Genomic DNA, 26,361 nt, shown 5'->3' on the forward strand with positions numbered 1-26,361 from the left:
TGATGGGGTTTGGAAAGGTCATGTTACATAAACTGTCGTTTGTTACACTTTTGTTTCTGGTTATGGTTGCTGCATGGTCTGTTGGAAAGGTGAGCGTTAAAAGTGATGAAATAAATTTCCCAGAACTAATAAAAACGTCAACACAATGTTATACAACAGCCAGTGAAAACAAAAATCAGCTTATTGTATTTACGCCATCGCAAAGCGTGGCAGAGAAGCTTACAGAGTCTCTATGCCTTGATACCGTGGTAACGAAACAATACGGTTCAGTTAAAGGTTACTGGGGTGACAGTACAACGGAAAGCTTCGATTTTGTCGGCAAAGGGATTGCAGACCTCGTACTTGCAAAAAATAATATAATGGATGCCTTTAATGCAGAGCTAACTTATAACTATCAATCTGTGGTGGGCTTTTCTGATTACACCGCATTTTTTATCTCCTCAAAAGAAAAGCCACGCTTAACAAAACAATACTTTTTAGATAAGCGTATAGGCTTATTAGATTACCCTACAAGCCGCTCTGGCCATATACTTCCAAAGAAAATGTTTAAAGATTTAAATATCAACTTAGCCAATTTAGATATTACTTACGCTAGTTCGCACAGCGAGCTTCGTGACTTATTAGCTAATGGGCAGGTCGATATTATTGCGTCTTTTTGGAAAGAAAGTGATGCTGCTCGTTTTTCAAAAAATTATATAACCCCTTTAAGTAATAAAATTTCAGGTTCGCGCTGGTATCTAAAAATGCAGCAAAACAATACAGACCTTTTATGTGCTGTACAGCGTCATATTCTTGATATGTCAAAGGAGCAGACACTGAGTTATTACAAAGAGGCGCAATCGTACTGGGATTGCAGTTCAGAGCAGGTAACAGCTAAAGATGAGAGCGTTAAAAATGGATAAGTATAAATATGTTTTTTTTGGCTGCGCTGTTTTTATTATTAACTGTTTAGTGTTTTATGTGTCTGTAATTAATGAGCAGAGTGACGCTATTAAACGCCAGGTTATTGAAACCGAAAAACAAGTTGCACTGGATTTACCGTTAATTGCGCTCTCTAATGAGCTTTTAAAGCACTCGGGTAACCAACATGCAGTGCAAGACTACTTATTAAAGCTCAACGGCTATTTAGACAATAACCTTCGCTTAGTTAAAATTGTGCCAAAATCAGCTAAACCTTTAACTTTAAAGCCAAACCAGTTTGTAAGAACACTCAAGTCGAGCACTACCCATGTCTCTTTAGTGTTTGAGAAAAACGCACAGTTTTGGTCAGAAAACAGGTTTTTGATTTGCTTGTTATTTTTAGTTTTGAGTATTTTATTTAGCAAATGGCTGAAGTCTATTATAGGTATGCCTGTAGATGCTAAAGGCCCATCACTAAACGCTGATACTGGCTTAGGAAAACCAAAAGAGCTGGCATTGATCATTGATTTAAACACTAAAACACTCAGTAATAGTTATATGCCTGAGGCTACAGTGTGTTTAGCTAACAAACCGTTATGCTTTTATTTAGCATTAATAGAGTTTTGTCGTGATAATAAAGATGTTGTGCTAAATCAAAATAAATACGTGCCAGATGAGCTTATAGAGCTTGCTAATAAGTACTTTTATAGGTTGATTGAGCTTGGGCATACTATACGCAAGCGGCCAAATTTTAATAGCAGCTTAGAAAAAACACTCAGTGAGATTCGTGCAGCCCTAGACGAAGTCTTAAACGAACACCCTGATATGAAAGACATTTATTATCCGCCTAAAGCATATGGCGAGGGCTCTCGCTCACGTTTACACAGTTACGGTTTAATAAATATTGCAAAGGGAAACATAGAAATAAAAGGAAAGTAGTCAGCTACTTTCCTTAAACATTATCTTTTAATAACGTTTTGTTATTTAGGTGCAAACTGCGCAGCTTTAAGAGGACTATTTTGCGATACAAAGGTTTTAAGCGCCTGGGCATCGGTTTCATCTGTGCTCACAAACCCTTTGAGTTTATTAATAGCAGGGTAACCGTCACCACCTGATGCGTTATAGCTATTTAAACTCATACGGTAAGTTTTATTTTCATCAAATGGCTTACCATCAATGAGTACACTGACTAATTTGCCATTTTTACGGGTAAACGCTAATTTGTGATATTGCAAATAGGCACCTGCATCAACAGGGAAGCTGGTCACTGTTTCTAAGTAGTTCCATAAATCACGCCCTTGCCAGTCCATGTAAGTAATGCGATTTTTAAACGGGTGTACTTTTAAAATATCTTTATAGCTAATATCGCCAGCTTCAATAGAGCTTCTTATTCCGCCACCACTAATCAGGCCAAAGTCGGCGCCAACAACATTCATTTGTGCTTGTATAATCACACGCGCTAAATTAGTTTGTTGGTAACGCACCTTGTTTCTATCGCCCTCTAAACGCGCATCAACACTGCCAATTTTACCTGCAATTTGTTTTGCGCCTTTTGCTTGGTAACTTGCTAAAAAAGCTTCTAGGGTCGGATCGGGTTTAATGTATTCGTTGGCTAATACTTGTTTACTAGACCCATCGGCTTGAATTTCATCAACATATAAATTAACTGGCAGCAATTTATAATCGAGTAAGGTGAGCTTTTCGTTCTCTAGCTTAAACTCTGCCTTACCCACATACTTGCCCCACTCATGTGCTTGCATAATCCATGTGCCGTTTTGCTGATCGGGCTTACACGCAAGACCGGGTTTAAAGTTATCGTCATTTTTATTTTTTGCTGCCATACAAACCGGCTCTTGCGAGTGACCACCAATAATCATATCTAAGGTATTAGCGGGTAAAGAGCGGGCAAGTGTTACATCGCCCGGGGCATTAATCCCAAAGTTTGCATCTACATAATGGCCCATGTGAGTAAGTGCAATAGTGATATCGGGTTTGTATTGCTCATTAATTTTTTTAGCGAGAGCTGCCGTCACATCAACAGGGTCTTTAAATTCTAAATGGCCAATATATTGTGGGTTAGCTATTTTAGCGGTGTCTGTAGTGGTAAGTCCTATAACCGCAATTTTTAAGCCCCCCTTTTCAAAAATTTTATAGCCTTGAAATGCGCTTTCCCCTGTTACTTTGTCAAAAATATTTGCAGACAGTAAGGGAAAGGTAGCCCATTGCTGCTGCTTAGTTAAAACGCTCAGTGGGTTATCAAATTCATGGTTACCAATTGCCATAGCATCGTAACCGAGTAACGACATTCCCTTAAAATCAGGCTCTGCGTGTTGTAAGTCTGACTCAGGTATACCGGTGTTAATATCACCGCCAGAAAGCAGCAATACTGCATGGCCTTGCTGTTGAGCTTTGTTACGTAAAGCGTCAATTAACGTTTTACGCGCTGCCATACCATATTCACCTTTTTCGTTATGCCAAAAGCGCCCGTGATTATCGTTAGTATGTAATACAGTAATATACTGTGGGGCAGTGGAGGTGTTTAAAGGTGAGTTTGTACAACCTATAACAGATAAAATAATTGAAAATAAAATAATTATACGCATGAAATACCCATTTATTATGGTGTGCTTAATTTATTAGGCGGTTAGTTTAAACTAATTTAGCGATAAATAACGTACTTATTTTATACTTTTTTATATTCGAGTTTTAAAAGTAATATTAAATTATTAAATGCTTTTACACAAAGCGAATACAGCGAGTGTTATTTAAAAGAATATGTAATGAAGTGTAACTAAAAGGGTGTTAATTGTAGTTGTGCCTTCTAAATGCTTTTCCTTGGCGTATAGTGTGGATTAACACTTAATTTAAATAACAATAACAAAAAGGACTCATAATGAAAAAGTGCCTGATTGGCTCACTACTTGCGTTTTCGTGCTTTACTAGCCAAGCCACTATTGTTGAAATGCAAACTTCGCACGGGGTGATAGAGCTTAACTTGTTTGATCAACAAGCCCCCAATACGGTTGCTAACTTTTTAAGTTATATTGAAGATGACGCATATAACCAAACCGTAATACACCGCTCAGTAAGCGACTTTGTAATACAAGGCGGTGGTTTTACATTTACCGACGAATTAGTGCCAATAACCACCAAGCCTACTGTTGTTAATGAGCCTGTTTTATCTAATGTGAAGGGCACAATCGCGATGGCTAAATTAGCCAACGATGAAAACAGCGCAACGAGCCAGTGGTTTTTTAATATGGTTGATAATAGCGAAGCGCTTGATACTCAAAATGGCGGTTTTACAGTATTTGGACAAATTACAGCGCAAAGCCAAGCTACGCTCGATAATATTGCTGGATTAGTACACTGCGGCGATATCCCATTGGTTGATATAACCAGTGAACAATGTTCAAGTAGCGATGTCGCTCTGAGCAGCGCTAATTTTGTAACTATTAACAGTGTGGTGGTATTAGATGACGACCCGCTTTCATCTGCCAACTTAAACCCAGCAGCCAATACATTAATAAGCCAAGACGATTCATCAGCAGAGGCTGGCTCATCAAGCAGTTCGGGTGGGAGTATGGGTGTTGGTTTTTGCTTAATTGCACTGCTTGGTATGGGTAAACGCTTAAAACGCGCTAAATACTAGTTATGTGTTAAACAGTAAATAAAAAAGCGGCTAATTAAGCCGCTTTTACTAAAATGCTAAAATTCGCCAAACAATCGCGAGCCATAAAGCAAACACACTGGCGCAGCCTAGTAAAAAAACATTAAAGCGCAGTCTTACATTATTACTGCCAATATGAACAACCGTATGCACAATACGCGAAATAACAAATAAGCACGCAAGCGCAGTAATTAAGTAGCTAGCGCTGTTAAGTTGCAATGCAACAATACAACCGATATAAAAAAGCACTGGTATTTCAAACTGATTGGTAAAGTTTCTATCTGCTACGCGTACGGTATCGCCTGCGTTATCAAGGCGCATGGTTTTAAAATCGCTCAACTGTAATTGTTTGTTTTTTGCAGCAGCAAAGCGTCGCTTGCCCATAATTAACATTACAACGAGCGATAACGTTACTTGTGCAAACATGGCGAGTATTATTATTTTTTCCATCCTATTTCCTTCGTTATTATTTTACTGACTTTAAGTATGCAGGTGTTTTTCACAATGTGTTACATAAATTAGTATTATTTTGTGGTAAACCCTTAATTGTTAGTGTTAATTTAGCTCTATTACGTTGTTTTGAGCGCATCCTAAGCGCAATTTTAATGGAAAAACAAAATGAAGAAAATTCTTGGTTTTAGCGTCATCGCTTTAGCAGTTTTAAGTGGCTGTACAAATACATCATCTACCTCATCGGTTGCTAGTTCTTCGCAAAGCTCCTTACTCTCAGACACATTAGTTGTAAGCCCAAATGATACGCGCGAATATAAAACCCTTACCCTCGAAAACGAAATAGAAGTAATTTTAGTCTCTGATCCAAGCGCTGAAAAATCAGCAGCATCGCTAAGTGTAGGCGTAGGCTTACTTCACGACCCTATGATGCAGCAGGGTATGGCACATTACTTAGAGCATATGCTTTTTTTAGGCACAGAGCGCTACCCCGATACAAAAGGCTACTCTGACTTTATGACCAAAAATGGCGGGGTAAATAATGCGTATACCTGGCTCGATATTACAAACTACATGTTTAAAATTAATAACGATGCCTTTGATGAAGCGCTAGACCGTTTTGCTGATTTTTTTAAAGCCCCCAAGCTGTACCCTGAATATGCAGATAAAGAAAAAAACGCTGTAAATGCCGAGTGGTCAATGCGCCGCGAAATGGACTTTTTTGGCCAGTTTAAACTTGCCCGTAAAATGATGGGCGATCACCCGGCAAATCGCTTTTTAATTGGTAACCTAGAAACGCTAGGAGACAAAGAAGGCAGCCAATTACACAAAGAAACGGTCGACTTTTACAATAAATACTATTCATCTAACATCATGAAAGTAGCGCTTATTTCAAACTTGCCAATTGAGCAAATGGAGCAAAAAGCAAAAACTTATTTTGCCGATATCGAAAATAAACACATTGAAAAGCCAACCGTTACCGCAGAGCTTGATTTTGATAAAGCCGGTGGCAAAAAAGTATATTACTCACCTAATGAAGACGTAAAACAGCTGCAACTTGAGTTTACTATTAATAACAACAGCAGCGACTTTGCGGTTAAACCTAACCGTTATGTCAGTTATTTATTAAGTAATGAAATGCCAGGTAGCCCGGCACAATTACTACGCGACAAAGGCTGGGTATCGCAATTAACAGCATCTCCTTCTCCTAGTCAGTACGGCAATTACGGCGCGCTTACTATTTCGCTAGAATTAACCGATGAAGGCATGAAAAACCGCGAAACAATTGTCGCAACTATTATGCAATACATTGAACTGATTAAAAAAGAAGGTGTAGATGCTAAGTACTTTAATGAAATTCGAACATCACTTAGCAATCAATTTAAGTTTTTAGAAAAAGGCGATGAGTTTAGCTATGTCAGCGCGCTTACTGGTAGCATGCAAGATTACCCATTAAATCATGCCATTGATGCGCCTTACTATTATGCCAAATTTGACGCAGAGGCGATAAACGAAGTACTTAAGCAATTAAATGCTGATACGCTGCGCGTTTGGTATATTTCGCAACAAGAAGAAACCGACTCGCAACTGCATTTTTATGATGGTAAATACCGCATAGAAGATATTAGCGATGCCGAAATTGCCAGTTGGAAAACATCAAGCGAGTTTAAGCTTGCTTTACCAAGTGTAAATAACTTACTACCTGAAAGCTTTGCTATTAAAACAGCTGAGTTTAAAGAGCAAAAACACCCTGAACTGGCTTACGATAAAAACGGCGTAAAAGTATGGCGCCAAGCAAGCCAAAAATTTGCTGCCCAGCCAAAGGGGTTGGTTGAGGTATATATTAATACCCAGCCAGGCTTAAATGATATTAATGCTGAAGTACTTTACTCAGTATGGGCCGACTTATATAACATTCAACAAAGCCAACTAAGCACCGAAGCCGCCATTGCCGGCATGAGTGTAAACCTTGCGCCAAGTAATGGTTTAGTTTTATCAATGAGTGGCTTTACCGATAAGCAAGATGTACTTTTAAAACAAGCGCTAAGCGGGTTAAAAGCCGACGTAACGGCACAAGCATTTACCCAAGCAATTGATCGCTACAAACGTGGCTTGTTAAATCAGCAAAAGCAATTTCCGTATGCACAAGCATTTGGCGCCTACTCAAAACTTATCCGCACAGGCAGCTTTGATACAGAGGCACTGATAAAAGCGGCAGAATCGTTAAGCGTTGCCGATTTAAACAAGCTAAAAACAGCCACATTTGCCACCAACGATTTACGTGTATTTAGCTACGGTAATTACAACCAACAAGATATAGAATCGATAGCCACTGAGTTAAGTGCCACTTTACCAAGCAATCATACATCGAGTGAGTTTGCGCGCAGTAAAGCATGGTTACCGCAGCCAGGCGAAACGCGAGTATTGCAAAAAGATATTGATGTTGCCGATGTGGCAGTAGTTGATATGACCGTTCACCCAGTGCCAGGGTATAAACAAAAAGCGCAAGCCGCGGTGTTACAAAGCCACTTTAGAACCATTGCATTTGATAAAATGCGTACCGAAGAACAACTTGCATACGCCGTAGGTGCGCTGGCTCGCCCAATAGAGGATTACTCGGCAATTGGCTTGTTTATTCAAACACCTGTTAAAGGACCAAAAGAAATACAGGCACGTTTTGATCAATTCAAAAAAGAGTACGCGGTAGAGCTTGATAATATGAGCTTAGATACTTTTGCTCAACTTAAAAATGCCACGCTTGTATCACTAAAAGAGCAGCCTAAAAACCTAAGCGATGAAATGGGGCCACTTATTACCGATTGGTATCGTGAAAACTTTAACTTTGACTCTAAGCAAAAGCTAATTGATGAAGTTGAAAAAGTAACGCTTGAAGATATTAAGCAGTACTACAAACAAACTATGTTAAACCCACAAGCCGCACGTTTAAATGTGCAGTTACGTGGTACTAAGTTTGTAGAAAGCGACTTTGCTGATTTACCAAATCAAACCAAAATTCAATCGCTTGAAACCTATTACAATGGTATTAAATTACAAAAATAAGCTATATATATTTATACAGCTAAATAATACCAATCCGCTTAATTAAGTATTATTGTGGATTGGTAAAACACCCCAATGTAGACTGCATTGGGGTGTTTTATTTGTATTAACTTAATTTATGCCATAACAATAAAGCCGACAACGGCAAGTGCCGCGGCAATTAATGTATAAGGCAGTTGTGTTACTGCATGGCTCATTAAAACACAGCCAGAGCCTTGTGCTGCAAGTACGGTAGAGTCTGAGTAAAAACAGGCTTGGCTACCAAATGATGAGGCCGATAACAACGCGCCAATAACCAGTGGAATATTTGCATCAACGGCAGTTGCCAGTGGCATAACTATTGGGATCGACACAGCAAAAATACCCCAACTAGAGCCTGTAGCAAACGCTAACACTGCCATAGCAATAAATACCACCGCCGGTAAGTATTGGGCAGTCATGTACGGGCTCAAACTACCGATCACAAACTGCGCTAAGCCAATTAAGTCGCACACATCTTTAAATATAAATGCTGCTATTACAGTGCCAATAGCCGGTATCATGCTTTTAAAGCCATCAAGCATGCGCTCTACCATTTCGCTAAAGCTCATTAATTTTTGTAGTGCATAAAAAGGAAGCGTTACCGCCATAGTTGCCAATAAGCCTTTATATACATCTATTTCAAAGTAAACTGTAAAGGCTACTAGTAAAATTATAGGTAACAAAAAGTTGTGCAATTTTCCTTTAGGGTCGGCATCTTCAAAGCTTTCTTCTACTGCTTTTACAGCGTATTCGTCGGCTGTCTGAATATCACTAAATTGCGCAGGGTCTACAGTGGCCTGCTCAACGTGCGCTAACCTTTCGGCTTTTTTCATAGGCCCAATAGCAGGTATTACACCCAGTACCACTAACAAAACAACCAATACTGCAAACCAAGCGTAAAACATATAAGGAATGGCTTGAATATAAACCGCAATGCCTTTGCCTTCCTCGGCAATGCCGTTATCGACTAACAAGCCGCCAAAAAATACCGCCCAAGTCGATAAAGGGACAAGTACGCAAATAGGAGCCGCTGTTGAATCTACAACGTAGGCGAGCATTTCTCGGCTAACTTTAAATTTATCGGTAATGCGTTTCATCGTTTCGCCAACGGTAAGCGCATTTAAATAGTCATCAATAAAAATAACCACACCTAAACAAAAGGTCATAAATAAAGAAGAGCGTTTACCTTTAGTGTATTTTAGCGCTAATTTGCCAAACGCCGACGCACCGCCAGTGCGCACTAATAAAGCGATTAAAGCGCCAAAGCCTCCGCACACGAGTATTAACCAACCTATGGTTTCGTCGGTCATTACTTTAAGTGATGTGCTGGCAAAGTTAGCAAGCACCTGAGCTGGGTCGGCTATTACTAAGCCAACTAAAGCGCCAATAAGTAAAGATAAAATAGGGCGGCGTAAAACAACAGCCAATACCACAACCACCGCTGGTGGCAGTAAACTTAATGCAGAAGGTTCAAGCATTTAAAGATTCACAAAATTAAAAGCATATTTAAATAATAAATTGCTTAACAAAAACAAAGCAGGTAATAGTTATTACGTGCCAAGTCACTGCTTTTGCCGCGTAGGGTGCTTTGCTGTTATGTTAAATTAATAGCGAAAGGGAAGCGCGTTGGCTTTGGCGCCAGACGGTGCAAGAGAAGCATGCCGCTATTGTTGTGCCTGTAAAAACATCGGCGCAAAAATAATCCGGTTTTGTATTTCAGTCAATAAAAATTTACGTACGAAATAACTTTTTATAGGAGATAACGTGGAGGCCGTATTTAAAACCCAACGTTTATTATTACGCTATGCAAATGAGCACGATGCAGCCATGTTACTTACTTTGGTGAATCAGCCAAATTTTATAAAATATATTGGCGATAAAGCCATTTATACGCACAGCGATGCCAAGCGCTACATTGAGCAATCGTTTAGGGCAGCCCATAAACACCAAGGGTTTGGCCCTTATATTATTACTTTACACAATGGTGAAGTAGTAGGAGTTGTGGGTTTTTATAAACGCGATGTACTGCAACTGCCAGATTTAGGTTTTGCCTTGTTAACCCGTTATGAGAAAAACGGTTATATTTTTGAAGCGGCCAAAGCGCTATTACAAAATAGGCACACACTTGGGATAAAGCAGGTCAGTGCTATCTGCGCAGCTAATAATACCGCATCTCATGGTGTATTATTAAAGTTAGGTTTTAATAGGGTAGGCAAGGCGGTTATTAATAATGATAAAACCGCCGTAATTATATATGGTTATTAAAGACGCGCTTGCTCTATGGCTTTTGCTACGCTTAGGTTTATGTTTTGCCAAGTTTGCTCAAGGGTAGCCACTAAGCCATCGTAACCGTCATCTTCTATTGGAACTACATGCGAAAAATTATGCACACTAATCAGACGTCGGCCGGTTTCTGGGTGGGTGTAATATAAGCGCCACAGGCCAGAAATATCAGCATTGCCTTGCATATCACCATTAAAGTGGTGCACTTCATACTCAAGCTCGTAAAACGTTTGCTGATCAAGCTCGGTAATTACCGGTAAGCCCTTAATGACCATCCAATTAGGCATTGCATTAAAAAGGGTTTGTTGCGCTGTAGCGGTGAGCATCACATCGGGCGATTCACCCCATAGGTTGTAATTTGCCGCATGAATTTGGTTGCTATCAATTTTCATTGCTATGCCCAAATTATTTAAAGCGCCTCTAAGGGCCACGGTTTGCACTCTTAATTGGGCATCAGTTTCTTTTACATGGCGTGATGATGAAGCAATGGGTTGTTCAAACTGATAATACTGCGTTGCGGTTTGAATTGACGCACTGCACCCTGCAAGGGTAATTAACACGGTTATGGCTAAAAATAAGTGTTTCATTATTGCTTCCTTGGTTGTGGATCAGCAGGGAGTGCTTTATCAAAAATAAACATATTAGGTTGTTCGTTTAAACCCCGTGTAAGCGGCTGAATTTCTTCACTTAAGCGTTTAAATTCAAGCAAGGTTTGCTGTAATTGATGATGAAACTCAGAGCCGGCCTGATAACTTGCCATGGTTTTATCAAATTGACGCATGGTCACTTCAAACTGCTCCATACTTTTGGTCATTTTATCAAAGTTACGGTTAAAGTCGCCGGGTAAGTTTTGGGTATCTTTTTGGCTTAATAACGCACGCATTTCGTTAGCAAGCGCTTGGTAGTCGCTAAATGTAGCCTGCATTTGCGCTAGGCTGTCTTCAATTTTTAAATCGTTTACCTTGTTAAGCACATCCGAGACCTGATCGGCAAGCACCGTAATGCCGCTAGAAATACTCGGAAATACATCATACTGGGCAAGCTTTGCTAAATGCGCTTTTGGTGCGTCGGGGTATATATCAAAATCTACATACACTGCGCCAGTTAAAAGGTTGCCAGGTTTTAAAGAAGCGCGCATACCATTTTTTATCCAGCCGGTTAGGCTACTTTGCCAAAACTCTTTGGCCGCTGCGCTATCGTGATATAAACGGCCATACTCTATTTTAATCAGTACCGGCACCGCTGTATTATGGTTTTTAAAATGTGCAGGTTTACCATTAACAATAACGTTAGCGGGGGCTTCTACCACGGTACCAATTCGGGTGCCACGGTATTCCACAGGCGCGCCGGGTCTTAGGCCACGTATAGATTGTTCAAAATCAATAATGTAGTAATCAAAGTCGTAAAAGCGCTCTTCTAGTGCTTCTTTGTAGCTTTGGCTTAGCGAAAAATTGTGGCCGTCTTGGGCTAAGTCGCCTGGGGCTTGTTGCTCTGGTAAGCCAACCGAAATACCGCCTTTGAGGAGTTTACTTAATGAGCCGGTACTTATATTAATACCATCGGCCGACAAATCTATTTCAATGCCGGCATTAACCCAAAATATAGAGTTTAATGTTATGAGGTTTTGATACGGCTCGTTAATAAAAATACCGTACTTCATTGCTTGGTTTTTCCAGTCAAAAGTAGCGGTTTCTATTTGGCCTATTTTATAGTTTTTAAAAAATATCCCAGTGCTTACCTCTAGCACTTCAGCGTTGTAGCTGAGTAACTGAAAACGCCCACCTTTTACATCTTTACCAATAAGGGCTGGCTCGTCTTGTAATACAAAACGCTCTTTTAGTTTTTTACTCTCCCCCGGTGAAAACTCTAAATAAACACCCGACAAAAGCGTACTCATACCACTAATGCCCGTTTCGTCTATACGGGGTTTAACAACCCAAATTTTAGCATCGTCGGTGAGGAGCTCATTATAGTTTTTGTCTATTTGTGCGCGGGCAATAACGCTATCTTGCGAGTCAGAAAGGCGTATAGCATCAATTTGACCAATTTTAACACTGCGCACTTTTATTTCTGTTTTACCTGCAATAATGCCCTCTGCGTGGGGCATTTTTATATAAATAGTAGGGCCTACATTTGCTTGGTATTGATACAACATCCATATACCAACTAATAAGGCTATCAGTGGAATAATCCAAATAGCAGAAATTTTTGGTTTTGTTGTTACATTAGCCGTTTCGGTCATGCTTTATTCTCTGAATGTTTGTTTTTTGGTGTATCCCACAACAAGCGCGGATCAAACGCATGTGCAGCCATCATTTGGCATATTACCATAACAGTAAAAAATACAATGCCTAGCCCTGGGGTAATTGACATTAAGTTGCCTAGTTGCACTAAGGCAACGAGTATAGCAACAACAAATACATCGATCATTGACCATTTGCCAATAAATTCAGTAAGTTGATAAATTTTAGTATAACCTTTTGTGTGCTTGTTAGCAGGTTTTGCCACCATAATGCATAAAAAGCTAAGCACAAAGGCTTTGGCCAGTGGCACCACTACGCTGGCCAAAAATATAATGGCAGCAATGGGGTAGGAACCACTTTTCCAAAGTGTCAGTACGCCGCCGATTAAGGTTGACGGTGACACATCACCCAGGCTGGTGGTGTGCATTATTGGTAATAGGTTTGCAGGTATGTAACACAGCACAGAGGTCACTAACCATGCCGTTGCTTTTTGAACACTGTTGGGGTTTCTTACATGGGTTTTAGTGTGACAACGCGGGCAAATACTACTTTTACACAGCTGATGGCATACGTGGCAAGCTTTAATGTTTTGATCAATAGCGCGTTTGGCATGTGCTGCGTCTTCGAGTGTTGTTGCTGGTTTAATATGTGCCCATAAGCGCGGCTTATTTAAATGGGCAAGCGCCGCAATATACATAATAACAAAGCCAATATATGCCCAAAAGCTGGTGCCAAAACTAATGTCGGCAAGCGACATAATTTTAACCATGCTTACTAACACCCCAATTAAAAATATTTCAGACATGATCCACGGCTCAAGGGCCAAGGTAAACTTGAGCAATCGCCTAGCGATGGCCTCTGGCAAGGATTGCAAAAGCCCAAGATGCATAGGAATAAGAATGACCAGTAAGCTCATTGGCAGCGCAATAATGCTTAAATCAATAAATAAGCCAAGTAACTCACTGTCGTAATTAAATAAAATTCTGGCAGCATCGGGCAGGGTGATGGTTTGCGTTATGCCGCTGCTACTAAAAGAAATAAACGGGTAAAACATGCTGCTTAATAGCATTAGTAATGAGCCAATACTTAGCGCAACCACTTTACTGTCGTTGTTTACATCACCTTCGCACAACTTATGGTGACAATGCGGGCACACGGCCATTTGCTTATCGGCTATTGCGGGTATATCAATTATTAGGTCGCAGCACGGGCAAATTGTTTGCAAGTTATAACCATCAAAGAAGAATGTTTACGCAATTTTGCTATATTTAAGTTATTAATACAACGCGATTCATCATTAAGCGCAATAACAATACGTTAAGGATAGATGTGAGGCTGTTATTACTTTGCTTTATTAGCTGTTTCTTTATAAGCCCGCCAGTGTCTGCCGCTTGGCAAAAACAGCCAATTGTGATTGCTGCCAGTGCGACTATTCCTCCCTATGTAATAGAAAAAACAGATACGGGTATACAACTTAATATAATTAAAGCGGCACTTATTGAGCAGGGCTTAGATAATATTGTGGTTATTTACATGTCTAACAAGCGCGCCGAGCAGCAACTGCATAGCGGTAATGTGGATATACTGCTTAATTACGCAGGAAAGCGCGGCGCAGGTATTTACCCTAGTCAGCCAGTATTGAGTTATAAAAATGTGGCGGTATCTCTTAAAAAGCGCAACTTTACTATTGAGACGATAAATGAACTAAACAATAAAAGTGTATTAGGATTTCAACATGCAACAGCTTATTTACCACCCCCATTTGCAAAAGGGGTTGCTCAGTTTGCAAGTTATGAAGAAGTAGTCAATCAACGTGCGCAAGTCGATAGGCTAATGAAAGACTGGGTGGATGTAATTATCCTCGATGAGCGCATATTTCATTACTATAACAATGACTATACGCACTCATTACCCGTTAATATTCACCCAATTTTTCCAAAAGCCCCACGCCCTGCTTATTTTAACAACGCAGTGCTGCAAAAAGCATTTGATAAAGGCCTGCTAACTATAAAAGCAAAGGGAAAATATCAACAAATAATGAGTGGTTACCACTAAGCTCATTAGTAAGCTAAGCGGTACTTAATCAAACAAAGCAACGGTTTGACGTGTCAAAGCAATTAGCTCCCCCGATTGCGACCAAATACAGCCATCTTCTAAGCCATAACCCCCTTTAGCATGATGTGTAATTGCTTCAAAGCCTAACCATTCACCGGGTGTAAGCGTTGGCTCTCGCACAAATTCTAAATACCACGACATGCTACTTGCTGGAGCTGGCTGTTTAAACATTTGTAATAATGTAGGAGGCCACGCATCGGTAAGGGCTATTATATGTGCTTCGGTAATTGCCTCTGGGGTATGTTTAAAGCGCATCCAGCCGCCTAAATGCGAGGTCTGTGCAGCGCTAAAAGGCATAGCGCCTTGCTGCGGACATAAATCAACATGCTGAAAAAACTCAGGCATTTGCCCTTCAATAAACGGCAATGTATGACGTGCATCCACAGGCTTTAATCCCATTTCTTTACTAACCGGTACATTAACACCCGATTGCCTATCAATAGCAAAACACGCTTGGACAATAACGCACACTTGTTCACTCTGAATCACTTTAGCTAATACCTGAGTACTGCTTTTACCTTGGCGTAAAATTTCAACTGACAATGAAAAAGGTGTGTCGGCAAGCAGCGGCCCAACAAAATTAGTGCTTAAAGACAGTAATCGTCTACTTGGGTCAATGTGTTTTCTGATTGCTTGATAAAGTAGTGCAGCAGAAAGGCCACCAAAAGCGGTTCTACCTTGGCACCAATTAGCAGGAAACTCCATTGTATTGCTGTTATTGGCAAGCGAAGCGGAAGAAGAGTTTGAAATAGCAGAGGCTTGTTTTAATAAGTCATCAAAATGCATCGTTAATATCCTTGAAATTATCATTATCAGACATATATAGCACATAACAACTGGTCAGACTAGTTGTGTTGAATAGGTGTATTTGGCGTAAAAAACATCAAACCCTACTTTTATTAAGGTTTTTTGTTAAATAAATTACAAAAAATGAATTTTTTTTCATTTTTACAGTTGAATTAACTTTGTGGCATCCCTATTTACTAGTCATCGAACGTATTAACGAATTTGAAGTTGGAGAAGATTCATGGGTAAAATTATTGGAATCGATTTAGGTACTACAAACTCTTGTGTTGCAGTACTTGATGGTGATAAAGCACGTGTTATTGAAAATGCGGAAGGCGATCGCACAACCCCGTCTATTATTGCTTACACGCAAGACGGTGAGACTCTAGTAGGTCAACCTGCTAAGCGTCAAGCGGTTACTAACCCAACTAACACGTTATTTGCAATTAAGCGTTTAATTGGTCGTCGTTTTGAAGACGAAGAAGTACAACGCGATATCGGTATTATGCCGTTCAAAATCATCAAAGCTGATAACGGCGATGCATGGGTTGAAGCGGGCGGTGAAAAACGCGCTGCACCACAAATTTCTGCAGAAGTACTTAAAAAAATGAAGAAAACAGCAGAAGACTTCTTAGGTGAAGAAGTAACTGAAGCTGTAATCACAGTACCTGCATACTTTAACGATTCACAACGTCAAGCAACAAAAGATGCTGGTCGTATTGCGGGTCTTGAAGTTAAACGTATCATCAATGAGCCAACAGCTGCTGCCCTTGCTTACGGCATGGACAAAAACAAAGGTGAAAACGTTGTTGCAGTATACGACTTAGGTGGTGGTACTTTCGATTTATCAATCATTGAAATTGATGAAGTTGAAGGCGAGCACACATTTGAAGTACTTGCTACAAACGGTGACACTCACTTAGGTGGTGAAGATTTCGATAACCGCGTAATCAACTACTTAGTAGCTGAGTTCAAGAAAGACCAAGGTATCGATTTACAAAACGATCCGCTTGCTATGCAACGTGTTAAAGAAGCGGCTGAAAAAGCGAAAATCGAACTATCATCTGCACAATCTACAGAAGTTAACCTTCCGTACGTGACTGCCGATGCATCAGGTCCTAAGCACATGAACGTTAAACTAACGCGTGCTAAACTTGAGTCATTAGTTGAAGACTTAGTAACTAAGTCAATTGAGCCACTTAAACGTGCTCTAGCGGATGCTGATTTATCTGTAAATGATATTAACGATATCATTTTAGTAGGTGGTCAAACACGTATGCCACTAGTACAAAAAACAGTTGCTGAGTTCTTTGGTAAAGAGCCACGTAAAGATGTTAACCCTGATGAAGCTGTAGCAGTAGGCGCGGCAATTCAAGGTGGTGTATTAGCAGGTGACGTTAAAGACGTACTATTACTAGACGTGTCTCCATTATCGCTAGGTATTGAGACAATGGGCTCAGTAATGACCGCGCTAATTGAGAAAAATACAACGATTCCTACTAAGAAATCGCAAACGTTCTCTACAGCAGAAGATAACCAATCTGCCGTTACGATTCACGTACTACAAGGTGAGCGCAAGCGTGCTAGCGACAACAAATCTCTAGGTCAATTTAACCTAGAAGGTATTCGTCCAGCACAACGTGGTACTCCACAAATCGAAGTAACTTTCGATGTAGATGCGGATGGTATCTTACATGTATCAGCGAAAGATAAAGATACAGGTAAAGAGCAAAAAATCACGATTCAAGCGTCTTCAGGCTTAAGCGATGAAGAAGTAGAAAAAATGGTTCGTGATGCAGAAGCTAATGCGGAAGAAGATAAAAAGTTTGAAGAGCTAGTAGCAACTCGTAACCAAGCTGATGCAATGGTACACGGTACTCGCAAGCAAATTGAAGAAGCTGGCGATGCACTACCAAGCGAAGACAAAGATGCAATTGAAGCAGCTGTTGTTGACCTTGAAGCAGCTATTAAGAGCGATGACAAAGCAGAAATTGAAGCTAAAACGCAAGCACTTGCTGAAAAGTCTCAAAAGCTAATGGAAATCGCTCAAGCTAAAGCGCAACAAGGTGGCGCAGATGCAGGCGAGCAACCACAACAGTCTGCTAAGCAAGACGACGATGTAGTTGATGCTGAGTTTGAAGAAGTAAAAGACGACAAGTAATTGTCAGCTAAGCTTCTAACTAGCCTAAACAACATGATTTGCTCAAGTTTTTAGGGTAGGATGAACTTTTGAGGCGCGCAGGCTACAGCTTGTCGCGCCTTTTGTATGTATTTAAGGTTTAAAATTTTCATGATAAATCGATGTGATTTATCGGTTTATCCCGCAGCCTAGCTGCAAATAGAAAAGAGTAGTGTGATAGATATGTCAAAACGCGATTATTACGAAGTTCTCGGCGTAAGCAAAGATGCAAGCGAGAGAGACATAAAAAAAGCGTATAAACGCTTAGCGATGAAATATCACCCAGATCGTACCGCCGGTGATAAAGATCTCGAAACTAAATTTAAAGAAGTAAAAGAAGCTTACGAGATTTTAACCGACGATCAAAAACGTCAAATGTATGACCAATACGGCCATGCTGCCTTTGAACAAGGCGGTGGCGGCGGTCACGGTGGCTTTGGCGGTGGTGGTCAAGGCGATTTTGGTGATATTTTTGGTGATGTGTTCGGTGACATTTTTGGTGGCGGTGGTGGCCGTCGTCAATCGCGTCAACAACGTGGATCAGATTTACGTTACAACATGGACCTAAGCTTAGAAGAAGCGGTCCGTGGTAAAGAAGTAGAAATAAAAGTACCTACATGGGTTAGCTGTAAGCCGTGTGATAGCAGTGGTGCAAAAGCGGGCTCTAAGCCTAAAACATGTACTACGTGTCATGGTGCTGGCCAAGTACAAATGCGCCAAGGTTTCTTTGCTGTTCAACAAACGTGTCCAACGTGTCAGGGACAAGGTCAGATTATTTCAGACCCATGTGATAAGTGTCACGGACAAGGGCGTGTTGAGAAAACGAAAACGTTGTCAGTTAAAATTCCAGCAGGCGTAGATACAGGCGATCGTATTCGTTTAACCGGTGAAGGCGAAGCGGGTATGCACGGAGCGCCAGCTGGCGACTTATACGTGCAAGTATCTGTACGCGAACACCCAATTTTTGTACGTGATGCGAATAACTTGTACTGCGAAGTGCCAATTAGCTTTACTACCGCAGGTTTAGGTGGCGAAATTGAAGTGCCTACGCTTGATGGCCGTGCAAAACTTAAAATACCGTCTGAAACACAAACGGGCAAAATGTTCCGTATGCGTGGCAAAGGTGTTAAATCGGTTCGTAGTGGTGCTCAAGGCGACTTAATTTGTAAAGTAGTGATTGAAACGCCAGTTAACTTAAACGAGCGTCAACGCGAGTTACTTAAAGAGTTAGACGAGAGCATGGGTAAAGATAGCTCAAAAAACCGTCCTAAAGAGCAAGGCTTTTTTGACGGCGTTAAAAAGTTTTTTGACGATTTAACTAAGTAATTAGTTATCGTAAAAACTAAAAAAAACGGTGCTTGATGCACCGTTTTTTTTTAGCTCAAATTCCTGTGGTTTAACAATATTACTGGGCAGCTACGAGCAATATTATAAAGTGCGTATACTCAATCGATTAATTCACTGAGCAATTTTGTTGCCGTGTGCAATTGACTCCACACTGCTTTACCCTTTGTACCTATACCCTCGTCAATAAAAGGCTTTTTACGTCTCTGCTATTAAGTTACTCTTCAAAATGATTAACCCTTATTGTAGATTAATAATGCGCTTAAAATAATGTGGCTAAATTGTATGACCCCGGCAATAGAATTACTGAAAAAACAAAATGTGCCTCACGATGTACTTAGTTATCAACACGATGCTAATACAACGCGTTATGGCCAAGAAGCCGTTGAAAAGTTAAACCTTAACAGTGATCAGGTATTTAAAACCCTCGTGCTTGAAACCAGTGAAGGGCAGTTAATTGTTGCCGTTACACCAGTATCCCAGCAAGTAAATTTAAAGCAATTAGCCAAACTCAGTCACGCTAAAAAGGTCGTAATGGCAAGCGCGCCAAAGGTACAAGCCGCTACAGGGTACATTTTAGGAGGGGTTAGCCCGCTTGGGCAAAAAAAGCGCCTAACCACTTTTATTCATTCAAGCGCTATGGCGTTTAATACAGTGTATGTAAGTGCAGGTAAGCGAGGGCTTGAGGTAGCGCTTTCGCCAACCGATTTAAAGGCACAAACGCGTGCCACCTATGGCGATTTTTAAAAGCCTCCACAAAAACCAACGCGCCCTTTACCATATATTTTAAAGGCGATAATTTGCTGCTTAGGGTATTTTTAACTACAGTCAAAATACCCTTGTACACTATGCATTATGGCAGTATGTATGAATTTTACTGATGTTAATTTTTTTGCCGTGCTTGTGGCGGCGCTTTCCTCTTTTATGCTTGGCGGTATTTGGTATTCAAACGCTTTTTTTAAAAATGCTTGGTTAGAGTGTACAGGCCTTACGGAGCTTGATTTACAAACAGCAAAACCGGCGTTAATTTTTGGCGGCAGTATGGTACTTGCACTTTTGTCGGCGGTGGTGCTTTCATTATTTTTAGGTAAAGAGGCAGGAATGGGAGAGGGCGCCTTTACAGGTTTTGCCATCGGTTTGTTTTGGGTAGGTAGCTCGCTGGGGCTCAGTTACATTTATGAGCAGCGGCCAATCAAGTTATTTATAATTAATGCAGGGTATTACACATTACAATTTACATTAATGGGTTTTATTATAGGTGTATGGCCCTAAGTACGCTAAATAAGGCGCCACCTTTAAGCGCTAAAATATAATAAAGATAATTATGAAAATATTAGTCGTTGATGATATGCCACTTATGCGCCACGTATTAATTAATATGTTAAGGCAGCTTGATTACAAAAATGTTGTGGAGGCAACTGACGGCCAACAGGCGTTAAAAATACTGCGTCAGCAAAAATTTGATTTAGTAATAACCGACCTACACATGCCTAAAGTAGACGGTGTAAACTTGCTCGATAACATACGCCACGACCAAGCCTTAGTCGATTTACCTGTTATTATGGTCACCTGCGAAGATAACGCTGATACAGTAAAACAAGTTATTAAAGCAAAAGTGTCGGGGTTTATTATTAAACCATTTAATATGAATGTGTTATCAGCGCAATTAAACCGCCTGTTTTTTAGAGATTAGCGAAACGCTTTTATGGCGTTTTATACCGTACCTATTATTTAATCCCCTGCGTTTTCTCCACCGCTTATTAGGCAGTTTGCCTAGCTTCTGTAACGTTTTTATTTATTACCTGCTAAAATGCCTGCTTTGTATCAACGTAGGTATGTTAAGGAGTGTATGGCTAAGCCAAATAAAAAAGGGCCGACTAAAACAGTCGATATTTTTTGCTCTACTTGCAAAGCGGCGCTGTTTAAATATAGAAAAGGTGGCAAAGGCGCTTTAGTAAAGTGTTTTATAGAGCGAATAACCCAAGATTACACAACTACACCGTGTATTTGCCCCCAATGCGAGCGCCCATTTGCGCGCCCAGCAATCATACGCGGTACGCCAGCTTATAAAATAATTGGCGGTAAGGTTACCTTTAAATAACCCAATACGTTTAAAAATGTAATAACTACAAAAGCTTAGATTTGATGATTAGTAAGGCGGACAATTGACCTTGTACCAATAAACAAGCCTGATATACTCGCCCGGTTTTGCTGTTTCAATGATTGAAAAACACCCTCCCCAAGGATAGGGCCAGTTAGTTGGGTTTTTTAAGCAAAGGATAAACGTGTGATAGCACTGTTATTTGATATTGTAGGTATGGCGGGTACTTTCTTAGTTGTTGGTGCATTCTTTTTATTACAACTTAATAAAGCATCCCCAACGGGGTTATTGTACAACATAATGAATTTAACAGGGGCAATTTTGCTGTTAATAAGTTTGTGTTACAACTTTAACCTTGCAAGCTTTGTAATTGAGATTTTCTGGATTGCAGCTTCACTGATCGGCTTATACAAGTACGCTAAAAATAAGCCTCAATTAGCCACTAACTCTTAATTTTAGTACCGCTAATGATGTTTACTGTTGCGAGTCAGTACAGACTTGCAGCAGTTTATAAATAAATTAAGATTTATTGTATTTGTTAACACAAAGTTTCTGTTGTTAGCGCCCATAACCCGTTAAACTAGCGCCCTTAAATTTTATAGCTATTTTGTTGTGAGCTAGGGCATGTTCTCCTTTTCTAAAAAACTTCTTTTATCTTTTGTTGTACTGATAGTGCTATTGTCGGTCGTGTTTTGCTATGGCCGAACTCATTATTATAATCAGGCCGAGCAAAAAGCAGCCCAGCAAGCAACTCAGTTAAAGCATTATATTGATGCTGAGCTTGCGCGTTTTTCAAAAATTCCTCAGCTTCTTACCTATAACAATGAGGTTATTGATTTTTTAGGTGCGGCGCAAAATAACGAAAAAAAGATTAATAACTACTTAGCTGATATACAACAAGCCAGTGGTGCCTCAGATATTTATATTCTTGATGAACAAGGCGCTGTGATTGCAAGCAGTAACTGGCAGGCCGATCATAACTTTTTAGGCAGCGATCTGTCGTTTAGACCGTATTTTAAGCGCGCATTTGCAGGTGAAAAAGTAGCGTATTTTGCCCTAGGCATGCGTACAAAAGAGCGAGGCATCTATTTTTCACAAGCCATTTATAACAATAATCAAGCGGTAGGGGTCGTTGTTTTAAAAGTCAATGTGAACAAACTTGAAAGTGACCGTGAGCTTTTAAATACCGCCAAAGGCAGCCACTTTTATGTGCAGCTAGAAGATAGCGTGATTGCTATTTCAGATATGGAAAATTGGCGCCTGAATACGTTTTCTACACTCGATATTACTCATCGGCGAGACATCGCTCAGCGTCGAGCGTATTTAGATTATCAACCTAAGCTGATTGCCCATTCAAATTACACATCACAAAGGTTACTGTTTAGCACAATTGATGAGCATAACTATTTATCGGTAGAGCAAAAATTACGTTTTTTGAACGCATCGGTTACCGTATTAGTAAATGTATCTAATGCAAATATTGCCCAATTACCGGCGTTATTTGGCTTTGTGGTAATTTATGCGCTTATTATTGCCCTAGGGTATGTTGTTTTAAGGCGCTTTGTTGGCGTTAAAAAGCTGGTTTATTCCCATCACAGTGTCAGTCAGGAAATTAGTGCGCGCACTAATGCATTTAAAGCACAGCAAGATGCGCTTGTACAATCAACTAAGCTTGCAACAATTGGCCAGCTTAGCATGGGCTTTAACCACGAAATTAACCACCCGCTTAATACCATTAATACTTACTTAGCCAGTGCTAAGCGATTGCTAGCTAAAGGAAAGTTTGAAGCCCTAAACGAAAATTTACAGTTTATTGAATCCTTAGTAGCAAGAGTGCATAAGATAGTTGCACAGCTAAATTATTTTTCTGATTCTGCAAAAACGATTATTAGCGAAGTGCCATTAAGTGAATCAGTAGCCAAGGCACTTGAGATTAATAAAAACCAGCTAAAGCAGGACAATATAAGTGTTTTACCGCCTAAAATTGACAGCCAATTAAACGTGTTAGCAGATAAAGCGGCCTTTGAAGAAGTGTTAGTTAACTTAATATCGAATGCCAGCCAAGCAATGCAAGGGTGTATTACTCGCGAGCTGAGTATTAGGGCCAATTATCTAAATAATAGTGTGCAACTGTGTATTGAAGATAGCGGTCCAGGCATAGAAGTGCACGATATAGAGACTATTTTTGAGCCTTTCTACAGTACTAAATCGGTTGATGGGCTAGGGCTTGGGTTGTGTATTTCTAAGCAAATTATTAGCGCGCTTAATGGCACGCTAAGCGCACAGAACCGCGAGCAAGGCGGCGCTAAATTTATTATTACGCTTCCTTGTGAGCCGCTAACGAGCTAAATAAAAGTAATTTAAGGGCTAAATTATTGAGCGAGTAGTGGTTAATTGTGGCTATTTGTTCCTACAAAAACGGTAATTTTTAGATAGTTAGTGTTATTGCTCGAAAATCAGAACGGCGTTATAGTCGTAGCAAAATGATACACGAGTAGCACCTTTTGGATACTGATAGCACACACACACCGTCACTCAGCGATACGTTTAATGAGCTGCAAAATAGCTTTTTAGCCCAGTCGTACCTCCCGATAGATAAGCGTATCGTATTATTAAAAACGCTGCACAAACGCATTGTTAGTAATGAACAAGCGCTTATAGATGCAGCATCAAAAGACTTTGGCTACAGAACCGCGTTCGATACGTTACTTGGCGATATTTTGCCAACGGTTCAGGGTTTAGCGCACATAATTAAAAAACTGCCAAAATGGGCAAAACCCAGTAAGCGCTCAACTAGCTTAAGTTTGTGGCCATCAAAAGTGAGTGTGACTTACCAGCCACTTGGTGTAGTTGGTGTGATTGCACCATGGAATTACCCCATACAATTGGCATTAGTGCCTGTTATTACCGCCATTGCTGCGGGTAATAGAGTTATGCTTAAGCTCAGCGAATTTACCCCGCATACTAATGCAGTCATCGAAAAAATATTTGCAGACGAGCTACAAGCGCATTGTAAAGTGGTGTTAGGGGCAAGCGATGTAGCGAGTGAGTTTTCTGCACTGCCATTTGCACATCTGCTGTTTACTGGCTCAACGTCAGTGGGCAAGCTGGTTATGAAAGCAGCCAGCGAAAATTTAACTCCTGTTACCTTGGAGCTTGGTGGTAAGTCGCCGGTGATCATTACTGAGCAAGCTAATATTAAAAAAGCAGCGCAAACATTATTGTTTGGTAAAATGGCTAATGCAGGGCAAATTTGTGTAGCCCCAGATTATGTATTTGTACCTAAGGCCCTTGAGCATCAGCTGGTGCAGCAATTGTGCGAGCTTTATAAAAAGCACTTTAAAGACGGGGTTGAAGGCAAAAACTTAACGTCAATTATTAGCGATGCGCATTACTCTCGCTTAGAAGGGTATTTAACACAAGCACAGCAGTTAGGTGCGCAAGTTATTAAGCCGCTAGATCAAAACCAGCAAGACAAACAAAAGCATAGAATGGGTTTGCATATTGTTACCGCGCCTAGCGATGATATGACGTTAATGCAAGATGAGTTATTTGGCCCCATTTTGCCTATTAAAACCTACGAAAAGCTCGATGAGGCAATTAGCTACATAAAAGCGCATAATCACCCTTTAGCGCTATACATTTTAGGCCAAGATAAGCACGCTCAAGATTACATCATGGAGCAAACATTAAGTGGTACAGTTGCTGTAAACGATGCCTTAGTGCAGGTGACAGCAGACGATGTGCCATTTGGTGGCGTTGGGCATTCAGGAATGGGGCATTATCATGGTAAAGAGGGGTTTTTAACCTTTAGTCATGCAAAAAACACCTTGGTGTCTAGCTCGTTTAACCCGCGTACCGCGCTTTTACTCAAACAGAGCAACCTTATTATTAAGCTGCTTAAATTTTTATATATTAAGTAAATTGGTATAAAAAAGGGCAAATGCGAGATGCATTTGCCCTTGTTAAACACTTAGGTTTTGCTAGGCGAAAATTAAAATAAGCGACCTTCACCGGCGTACGTGCCTGCGAGTATTTTTTCGTAGATTTTGTCGGCTTTTTCTTTTGCTTCTTCTATTTCTTTAGGTAGCATTTTACGCTCATCTAGCTTACGGCTATGGCTTGCTTGCATGTTGCCGTTGTATTCTGCAATGGTATTCCACACATACGATTTCTCTAAGTCTTTTGGCATGCCTAGGCCTTCAAAATACATGAGCGCCAGATTAAATTGCGCCAGTGAGTAGTTATTAGCAGCGGCTTTTTCGTACCACGTTCTGGCTTGTTTATAATCGCGCGATACGCCCTCGCCATTTGCATACATAACACCTAAATTAAATTGTGCGGCGGGGAGGTTTTTTTTCGCTGCTTTTTCAAATAACGTAACCGCCATTTGCTTATCAAGCTTTACGCCTTTGCCTTCATCGTATAAAACCGCTAGCGCAAACATTGAGTCAGTGTGATTTTTTTTAACGCCCTCTTTATAAAGCTCTGCCGCTTTAAAGTAGTCGCGTGTAACACCATAGCCGCCCTCGTAAAGTTTACCTAGTTCGTAAATACCAGGGGCAAAGCCTTTATCAGCTAAATATTCAAATTCTTTTAGTGCCGTCGCAAACTCGCCTTCGTTGGCAGCTCTTATACCGTCTTCAAGAGTTGCATGTGCAAATGGGCTTGAAAGCAAAACGCCAGTGAGTATTAATGCTTTTAAATTAAACTGTGACATAGCCATGTCTCCAATAGGTAATAGTTGCAATGTGTATGTATAAAAACCTGTTTTATTGCAACACTTTGTACTTACTATTTAATAGCCACGTATAAAATGGTGCAAGTGCTTGGGGTTAAGTGAAATACTAACGCTTTGGTGATTATATGCTCGTTTAACACTTAGCCAAGCTGTTGTGGTAATTATAGCTTAAATAAGCAATTATATTGCTAATAATGCGCTGTTTATAAGCGTAAGATACAGATATTACAGAAAATTTAAAGCAGTAAAAAAGCGCAAACCAAGGCCTGCGCTTTTAATGTCATATTAACCGTCACTAATATGAGCAATGTAGCAAGTAGAGATGAACTTTTATGCTATTACTTGGGTCGAGTAAATAATAGCCATTAAGCAGTCACACGCTTAAAACAAAATGTCAGCATCCATGCTGTATTTCTTCCTTGGGCACTGAGGTCGTTACACTTTGTTTATGCGATTAATTATTATTTA

23 protein-coding genes are annotated in these 26,361 nt (G+C 40.3%); 15 read left to right on the forward strand and 8 right to left on the reverse strand.

Translation table 11 applies throughout. From position 1 onward, the window contains the following. Positions 1–20 precede the first annotated feature (20 nt). Together OIZ54_RS04380 and OIZ54_RS04385 are read left to right on the forward strand one after the other, a co-directional pair. Positions 21–902, forward strand: a complete 882-nt coding sequence (locus tag OIZ54_RS04380; protein ID WP_004588735.1) for a hypothetical protein — start codon at positions 21–23, stop codon at positions 900–902. Beyond that, positions 895–1,839, forward strand: a complete 945-nt coding sequence (locus OIZ54_RS04385; protein WP_248443897.1) for a hypothetical protein — start codon at positions 895–897, stop codon at positions 1,837–1,839. The genes OIZ54_RS04380 and OIZ54_RS04385 overlap by 8 nt, the downstream gene beginning before the upstream one ends. 41 nt (positions 1,840–1,880) lie before the next feature. Here OIZ54_RS04385 and ushA read toward each other — a convergent pair whose 3' ends face one another. Next, positions 1,881–3,503 carry a bifunctional UDP-sugar hydrolase/5'-nucleotidase UshA gene (gene ushA / locus OIZ54_RS04390; protein WP_264389824.1) on the reverse strand — a complete coding sequence of 541 codons (1,623 nt, stop codon included), beginning with the start codon at positions 3,501–3,503 and terminating at the stop codon, positions 1,881–1,883. 290 nt (positions 3,504–3,793) lie between these two features. On the opposite strand from ushA, the gene OIZ54_RS04395 reads away from it, so the two are divergent. Continuing rightward, positions 3,794–4,552, forward strand: a complete 759-nt coding sequence (locus OIZ54_RS04395) for a peptidylprolyl isomerase (protein ID WP_264389825.1) — start codon at positions 3,794–3,796, stop codon at positions 4,550–4,552. 48 nt (positions 4,553–4,600) lie between these two features. Here the strand turns inward: OIZ54_RS04395 and OIZ54_RS04400 are convergent, their stop codons facing one another. Continuing rightward, the gene (locus OIZ54_RS04400; RefSeq protein WP_264389826.1) at positions 4,601–5,020 is read right to left on the reverse strand and encodes an MAPEG family protein; all 420 of its coding nucleotides are present in this window, start codon (positions 5,018–5,020) and stop codon (positions 4,601–4,603) included. A 168-nt stretch (positions 5,021–5,188) separates the two neighbouring features. Between OIZ54_RS04400 and OIZ54_RS04405 the strand changes: the two genes are divergently transcribed. After that, positions 5,189–8,080 carry an insulinase family protein gene (locus OIZ54_RS04405; RefSeq protein ID WP_264389827.1) on the forward strand — a complete coding sequence of 964 codons (2,892 nt, stop codon included), beginning with the start codon at positions 5,189–5,191 and terminating at the stop codon, positions 8,078–8,080. A gap of 116 nt (positions 8,081–8,196) precedes the next feature. Here OIZ54_RS04405 and OIZ54_RS04410 read toward each other — a convergent pair whose 3' ends face one another. After that, positions 8,197–9,579 (reverse strand): Na+/H+ antiporter NhaC family protein, encoded by a 1,383-nt coding sequence (locus OIZ54_RS04410; protein ID WP_264389828.1) that lies wholly within the window; start codon positions 9,577–9,579, stop codon positions 8,197–8,199. Between the two features lie 286 nt (positions 9,580–9,865). Here OIZ54_RS04410 and OIZ54_RS04415 point away from each other — a divergent pair, with 286 nt between their 5' ends. After that, positions 9,866–10,366, forward strand: coding sequence for a GNAT family N-acetyltransferase (locus OIZ54_RS04415; RefSeq protein ID WP_096042908.1), 501 nt, complete (start codon positions 9,866–9,868; stop codon positions 10,364–10,366). Here the strand turns inward: OIZ54_RS04415 and OIZ54_RS04420 are convergent. Genes OIZ54_RS04420 through OIZ54_RS04430 form a run of 3 tightly spaced genes read right to left on the reverse strand, consistent with a single transcriptional unit; the run spans position 10,363 to position 13,789 of the window. Continuing rightward, positions 10,363–10,971, reverse strand: coding sequence for a membrane integrity-associated transporter subunit PqiC (locus OIZ54_RS04420; RefSeq protein ID WP_024031907.1), 609 nt, complete (start codon positions 10,969–10,971; stop codon positions 10,363–10,365). The two genes, OIZ54_RS04415 and OIZ54_RS04420, sit on opposite strands and share 4 nt — an antisense overlap. After that, complete coding sequence (gene pqiB, locus OIZ54_RS04425; RefSeq protein ID WP_029771939.1) at positions 10,971–12,626, reverse strand: intermembrane transport protein PqiB; 1,656 nt, start codon at positions 12,624–12,626, stop codon at positions 10,971–10,973. Before pqiB ends, OIZ54_RS04420 begins: the two co-directional genes overlap by 1 nt. Beyond that, positions 12,623–13,789, reverse strand: a complete 1,167-nt coding sequence (locus OIZ54_RS04430) for a paraquat-inducible protein A (RefSeq protein ID WP_235576545.1) — start codon at positions 13,787–13,789, stop codon at positions 12,623–12,625. The genes pqiB and OIZ54_RS04430 overlap by 4 nt, the downstream gene beginning before the upstream one ends. 167 nt (positions 13,790–13,956) lie before the next feature. On the opposite strand from OIZ54_RS04430, the gene OIZ54_RS04435 reads away from it, so the two are divergent. Next, positions 13,957–14,682: a substrate-binding periplasmic protein gene (locus tag OIZ54_RS04435; protein ID WP_264389829.1), complete on the forward strand. Its 726-nt coding sequence runs from the start codon at positions 13,957–13,959 to the stop codon at positions 14,680–14,682. A 24-nt stretch (positions 14,683–14,706) separates the two neighbouring features. Here OIZ54_RS04435 and OIZ54_RS04440 read toward each other — a convergent pair whose 3' ends face one another. Next, a complete protein-coding gene (locus OIZ54_RS04440) occupies positions 14,707–15,528 on the reverse strand; it encodes a thioesterase family protein (protein WP_264389830.1) in 822 nt (273 codons plus the stop codon). A 241-nt stretch (positions 15,529–15,769) separates the two neighbouring features. Between OIZ54_RS04440 and dnaK the strand changes: the two genes are divergently transcribed. From dnaK to OIZ54_RS04485, 9 genes are all read left to right on the forward strand, one after another. Then, positions 15,770–17,689: a molecular chaperone DnaK gene (dnaK, locus tag OIZ54_RS04445; protein ID WP_024031902.1), complete on the forward strand. Its 1,920-nt coding sequence runs from the start codon at positions 15,770–15,772 to the stop codon at positions 17,687–17,689. Positions 17,690–17,890: 201 nt separating this feature from the next. Beyond that, positions 17,891–19,033, forward strand: coding sequence for a molecular chaperone DnaJ (dnaJ, locus tag OIZ54_RS04450; protein WP_264389980.1), 1,143 nt, complete (start codon positions 17,891–17,893; stop codon positions 19,031–19,033). 303 nt (positions 19,034–19,336) lie between these two features. Continuing rightward, a complete protein-coding gene (gene ybaK / locus OIZ54_RS04455) occupies positions 19,337–19,798 on the forward strand; it encodes a Cys-tRNA(Pro) deacylase (RefSeq protein ID WP_264389831.1) in 462 nt (153 codons plus the stop codon). A gap of 120 nt (positions 19,799–19,918) precedes the next feature. After that, a complete protein-coding gene (locus tag OIZ54_RS04460; protein ID WP_004588719.1) occupies positions 19,919–20,323 on the forward strand; it encodes a DUF1761 domain-containing protein in 405 nt (134 codons plus the stop codon). Positions 20,324–20,375: 52 nt separating this feature from the next. Beyond that, the gene (locus OIZ54_RS04465; RefSeq protein ID WP_024031358.1) at positions 20,376–20,744 is read left to right on the forward strand and encodes a response regulator; all 369 of its coding nucleotides are present in this window, start codon (positions 20,376–20,378) and stop codon (positions 20,742–20,744) included. 156 nt (positions 20,745–20,900) lie between these two features. Then, positions 20,901–21,152: a hypothetical protein gene (locus tag OIZ54_RS04470; RefSeq protein ID WP_264389832.1), complete on the forward strand. Its 252-nt coding sequence runs from the start codon at positions 20,901–20,903 to the stop codon at positions 21,150–21,152. A gap of 186 nt (positions 21,153–21,338) precedes the next feature. Then, positions 21,339–21,605, forward strand: coding sequence for a CBU_0592 family membrane protein (locus OIZ54_RS04475; RefSeq protein WP_004588716.1), 267 nt, complete (start codon positions 21,339–21,341; stop codon positions 21,603–21,605). 171 nt (positions 21,606–21,776) lie between these two features. Next, positions 21,777–23,501, forward strand: a complete 1,725-nt coding sequence (locus OIZ54_RS04480) for an ATP-binding protein (RefSeq protein ID WP_264389833.1) — start codon at positions 21,777–21,779, stop codon at positions 23,499–23,501. 155 nt (positions 23,502–23,656) lie between these two features. Then, positions 23,657–25,075: a coniferyl aldehyde dehydrogenase gene (locus OIZ54_RS04485; RefSeq protein ID WP_264389834.1), complete on the forward strand. Its 1,419-nt coding sequence runs from the start codon at positions 23,657–23,659 to the stop codon at positions 25,073–25,075. 71 nt (positions 25,076–25,146) lie between these two features. On the opposite strand, the gene OIZ54_RS04490 is transcribed toward OIZ54_RS04485, so the two are convergent. Further along, the gene (locus OIZ54_RS04490) at positions 25,147–25,872 is read right to left on the reverse strand and encodes a tetratricopeptide repeat protein (protein WP_264389835.1); all 726 of its coding nucleotides are present in this window, start codon (positions 25,870–25,872) and stop codon (positions 25,147–25,149) included. Positions 25,873–26,361 lie beyond the last annotated feature (489 nt).

It is taken from the genome of Pseudoalteromonas sp. A3, from assembly GCF_025942345.1.
Lineage (GTDB): Bacteria > Pseudomonadota > Gammaproteobacteria > Enterobacterales > Alteromonadaceae > Pseudoalteromonas > Pseudoalteromonas atlantica.

Bases quoted from the DNA above. Each gene is read 5' to 3' on its own strand.
- OIZ54_RS04380 (WP_004588735.1), top strand. From the start codon at position 21: ATGTTACATAAACTGTCGTTTGTTACACTTTTGTTTCTGGTTATGGTT.
- OIZ54_RS04385 (WP_248443897.1), top strand. From the start codon at position 895: ATGGATAAGTATAAATATGTTTTTTTTGGCTGCGCTGTTTTTATTATT.
- ushA (WP_264389824.1), bottom strand. From the start codon at position 3,503: ATGCGTATAATTATTTTATTTTCAATTATTTTATCTGTTATAGGTTGT.
- OIZ54_RS04395 (WP_264389825.1), top strand. From the start codon at position 3,794: ATGAAAAAGTGCCTGATTGGCTCACTACTTGCGTTTTCGTGCTTTACT.
- OIZ54_RS04400 (WP_264389826.1), bottom strand. From the start codon at position 5,020: ATGGAAAAAATAATAATACTCGCCATGTTTGCACAAGTAACGTTATCG.
- OIZ54_RS04405 (WP_264389827.1), top strand. From the start codon at position 5,189: ATGAAGAAAATTCTTGGTTTTAGCGTCATCGCTTTAGCAGTTTTAAGT.
- OIZ54_RS04410 (WP_264389828.1), bottom strand. From the start codon at position 9,579: ATGCTTGAACCTTCTGCATTAAGTTTACTGCCACCAGCGGTGGTTGTG.
- OIZ54_RS04420 (WP_024031907.1), bottom strand. From the start codon at position 10,971: ATGAAACACTTATTTTTAGCCATAACCGTGTTAATTACCCTTGCAGGG.
- pqiB (WP_029771939.1), bottom strand. From the start codon at position 12,626: ATGACCGAAACGGCTAATGTAACAACAAAACCAAAAATTTCTGCTATT.
- OIZ54_RS04430 (WP_235576545.1), bottom strand. From the start codon at position 13,789: ATGGCCGTGTGCCCGCATTGTCACCATAAGTTGTGCGAAGGTGATGTA.
- OIZ54_RS04440 (WP_264389830.1), bottom strand. From the start codon at position 15,528: ATGCATTTTGATGACTTATTAAAACAAGCCTCTGCTATTTCAAACTCT.
- dnaK (WP_024031902.1), top strand. From the start codon at position 15,770: ATGGGTAAAATTATTGGAATCGATTTAGGTACTACAAACTCTTGTGTT.
- dnaJ (WP_264389980.1), top strand. From the start codon at position 17,891: ATGTCAAAACGCGATTATTACGAAGTTCTCGGCGTAAGCAAAGATGCA.
- ybaK (WP_264389831.1), top strand. From the start codon at position 19,337: ATGACCCCGGCAATAGAATTACTGAAAAAACAAAATGTGCCTCACGAT.
- OIZ54_RS04460 (WP_004588719.1), top strand. From the start codon at position 19,919: ATGAATTTTACTGATGTTAATTTTTTTGCCGTGCTTGTGGCGGCGCTT.
- OIZ54_RS04465 (WP_024031358.1), top strand. From the start codon at position 20,376: ATGAAAATATTAGTCGTTGATGATATGCCACTTATGCGCCACGTATTA.
- OIZ54_RS04470 (WP_264389832.1), top strand. From the start codon at position 20,901: ATGGCTAAGCCAAATAAAAAAGGGCCGACTAAAACAGTCGATATTTTT.
- OIZ54_RS04480 (WP_264389833.1), top strand. From the start codon at position 21,777: ATGTTCTCCTTTTCTAAAAAACTTCTTTTATCTTTTGTTGTACTGATA.
- OIZ54_RS04490 (WP_264389835.1), bottom strand. From the start codon at position 25,872: ATGTCACAGTTTAATTTAAAAGCATTAATACTCACTGGCGTTTTGCTT.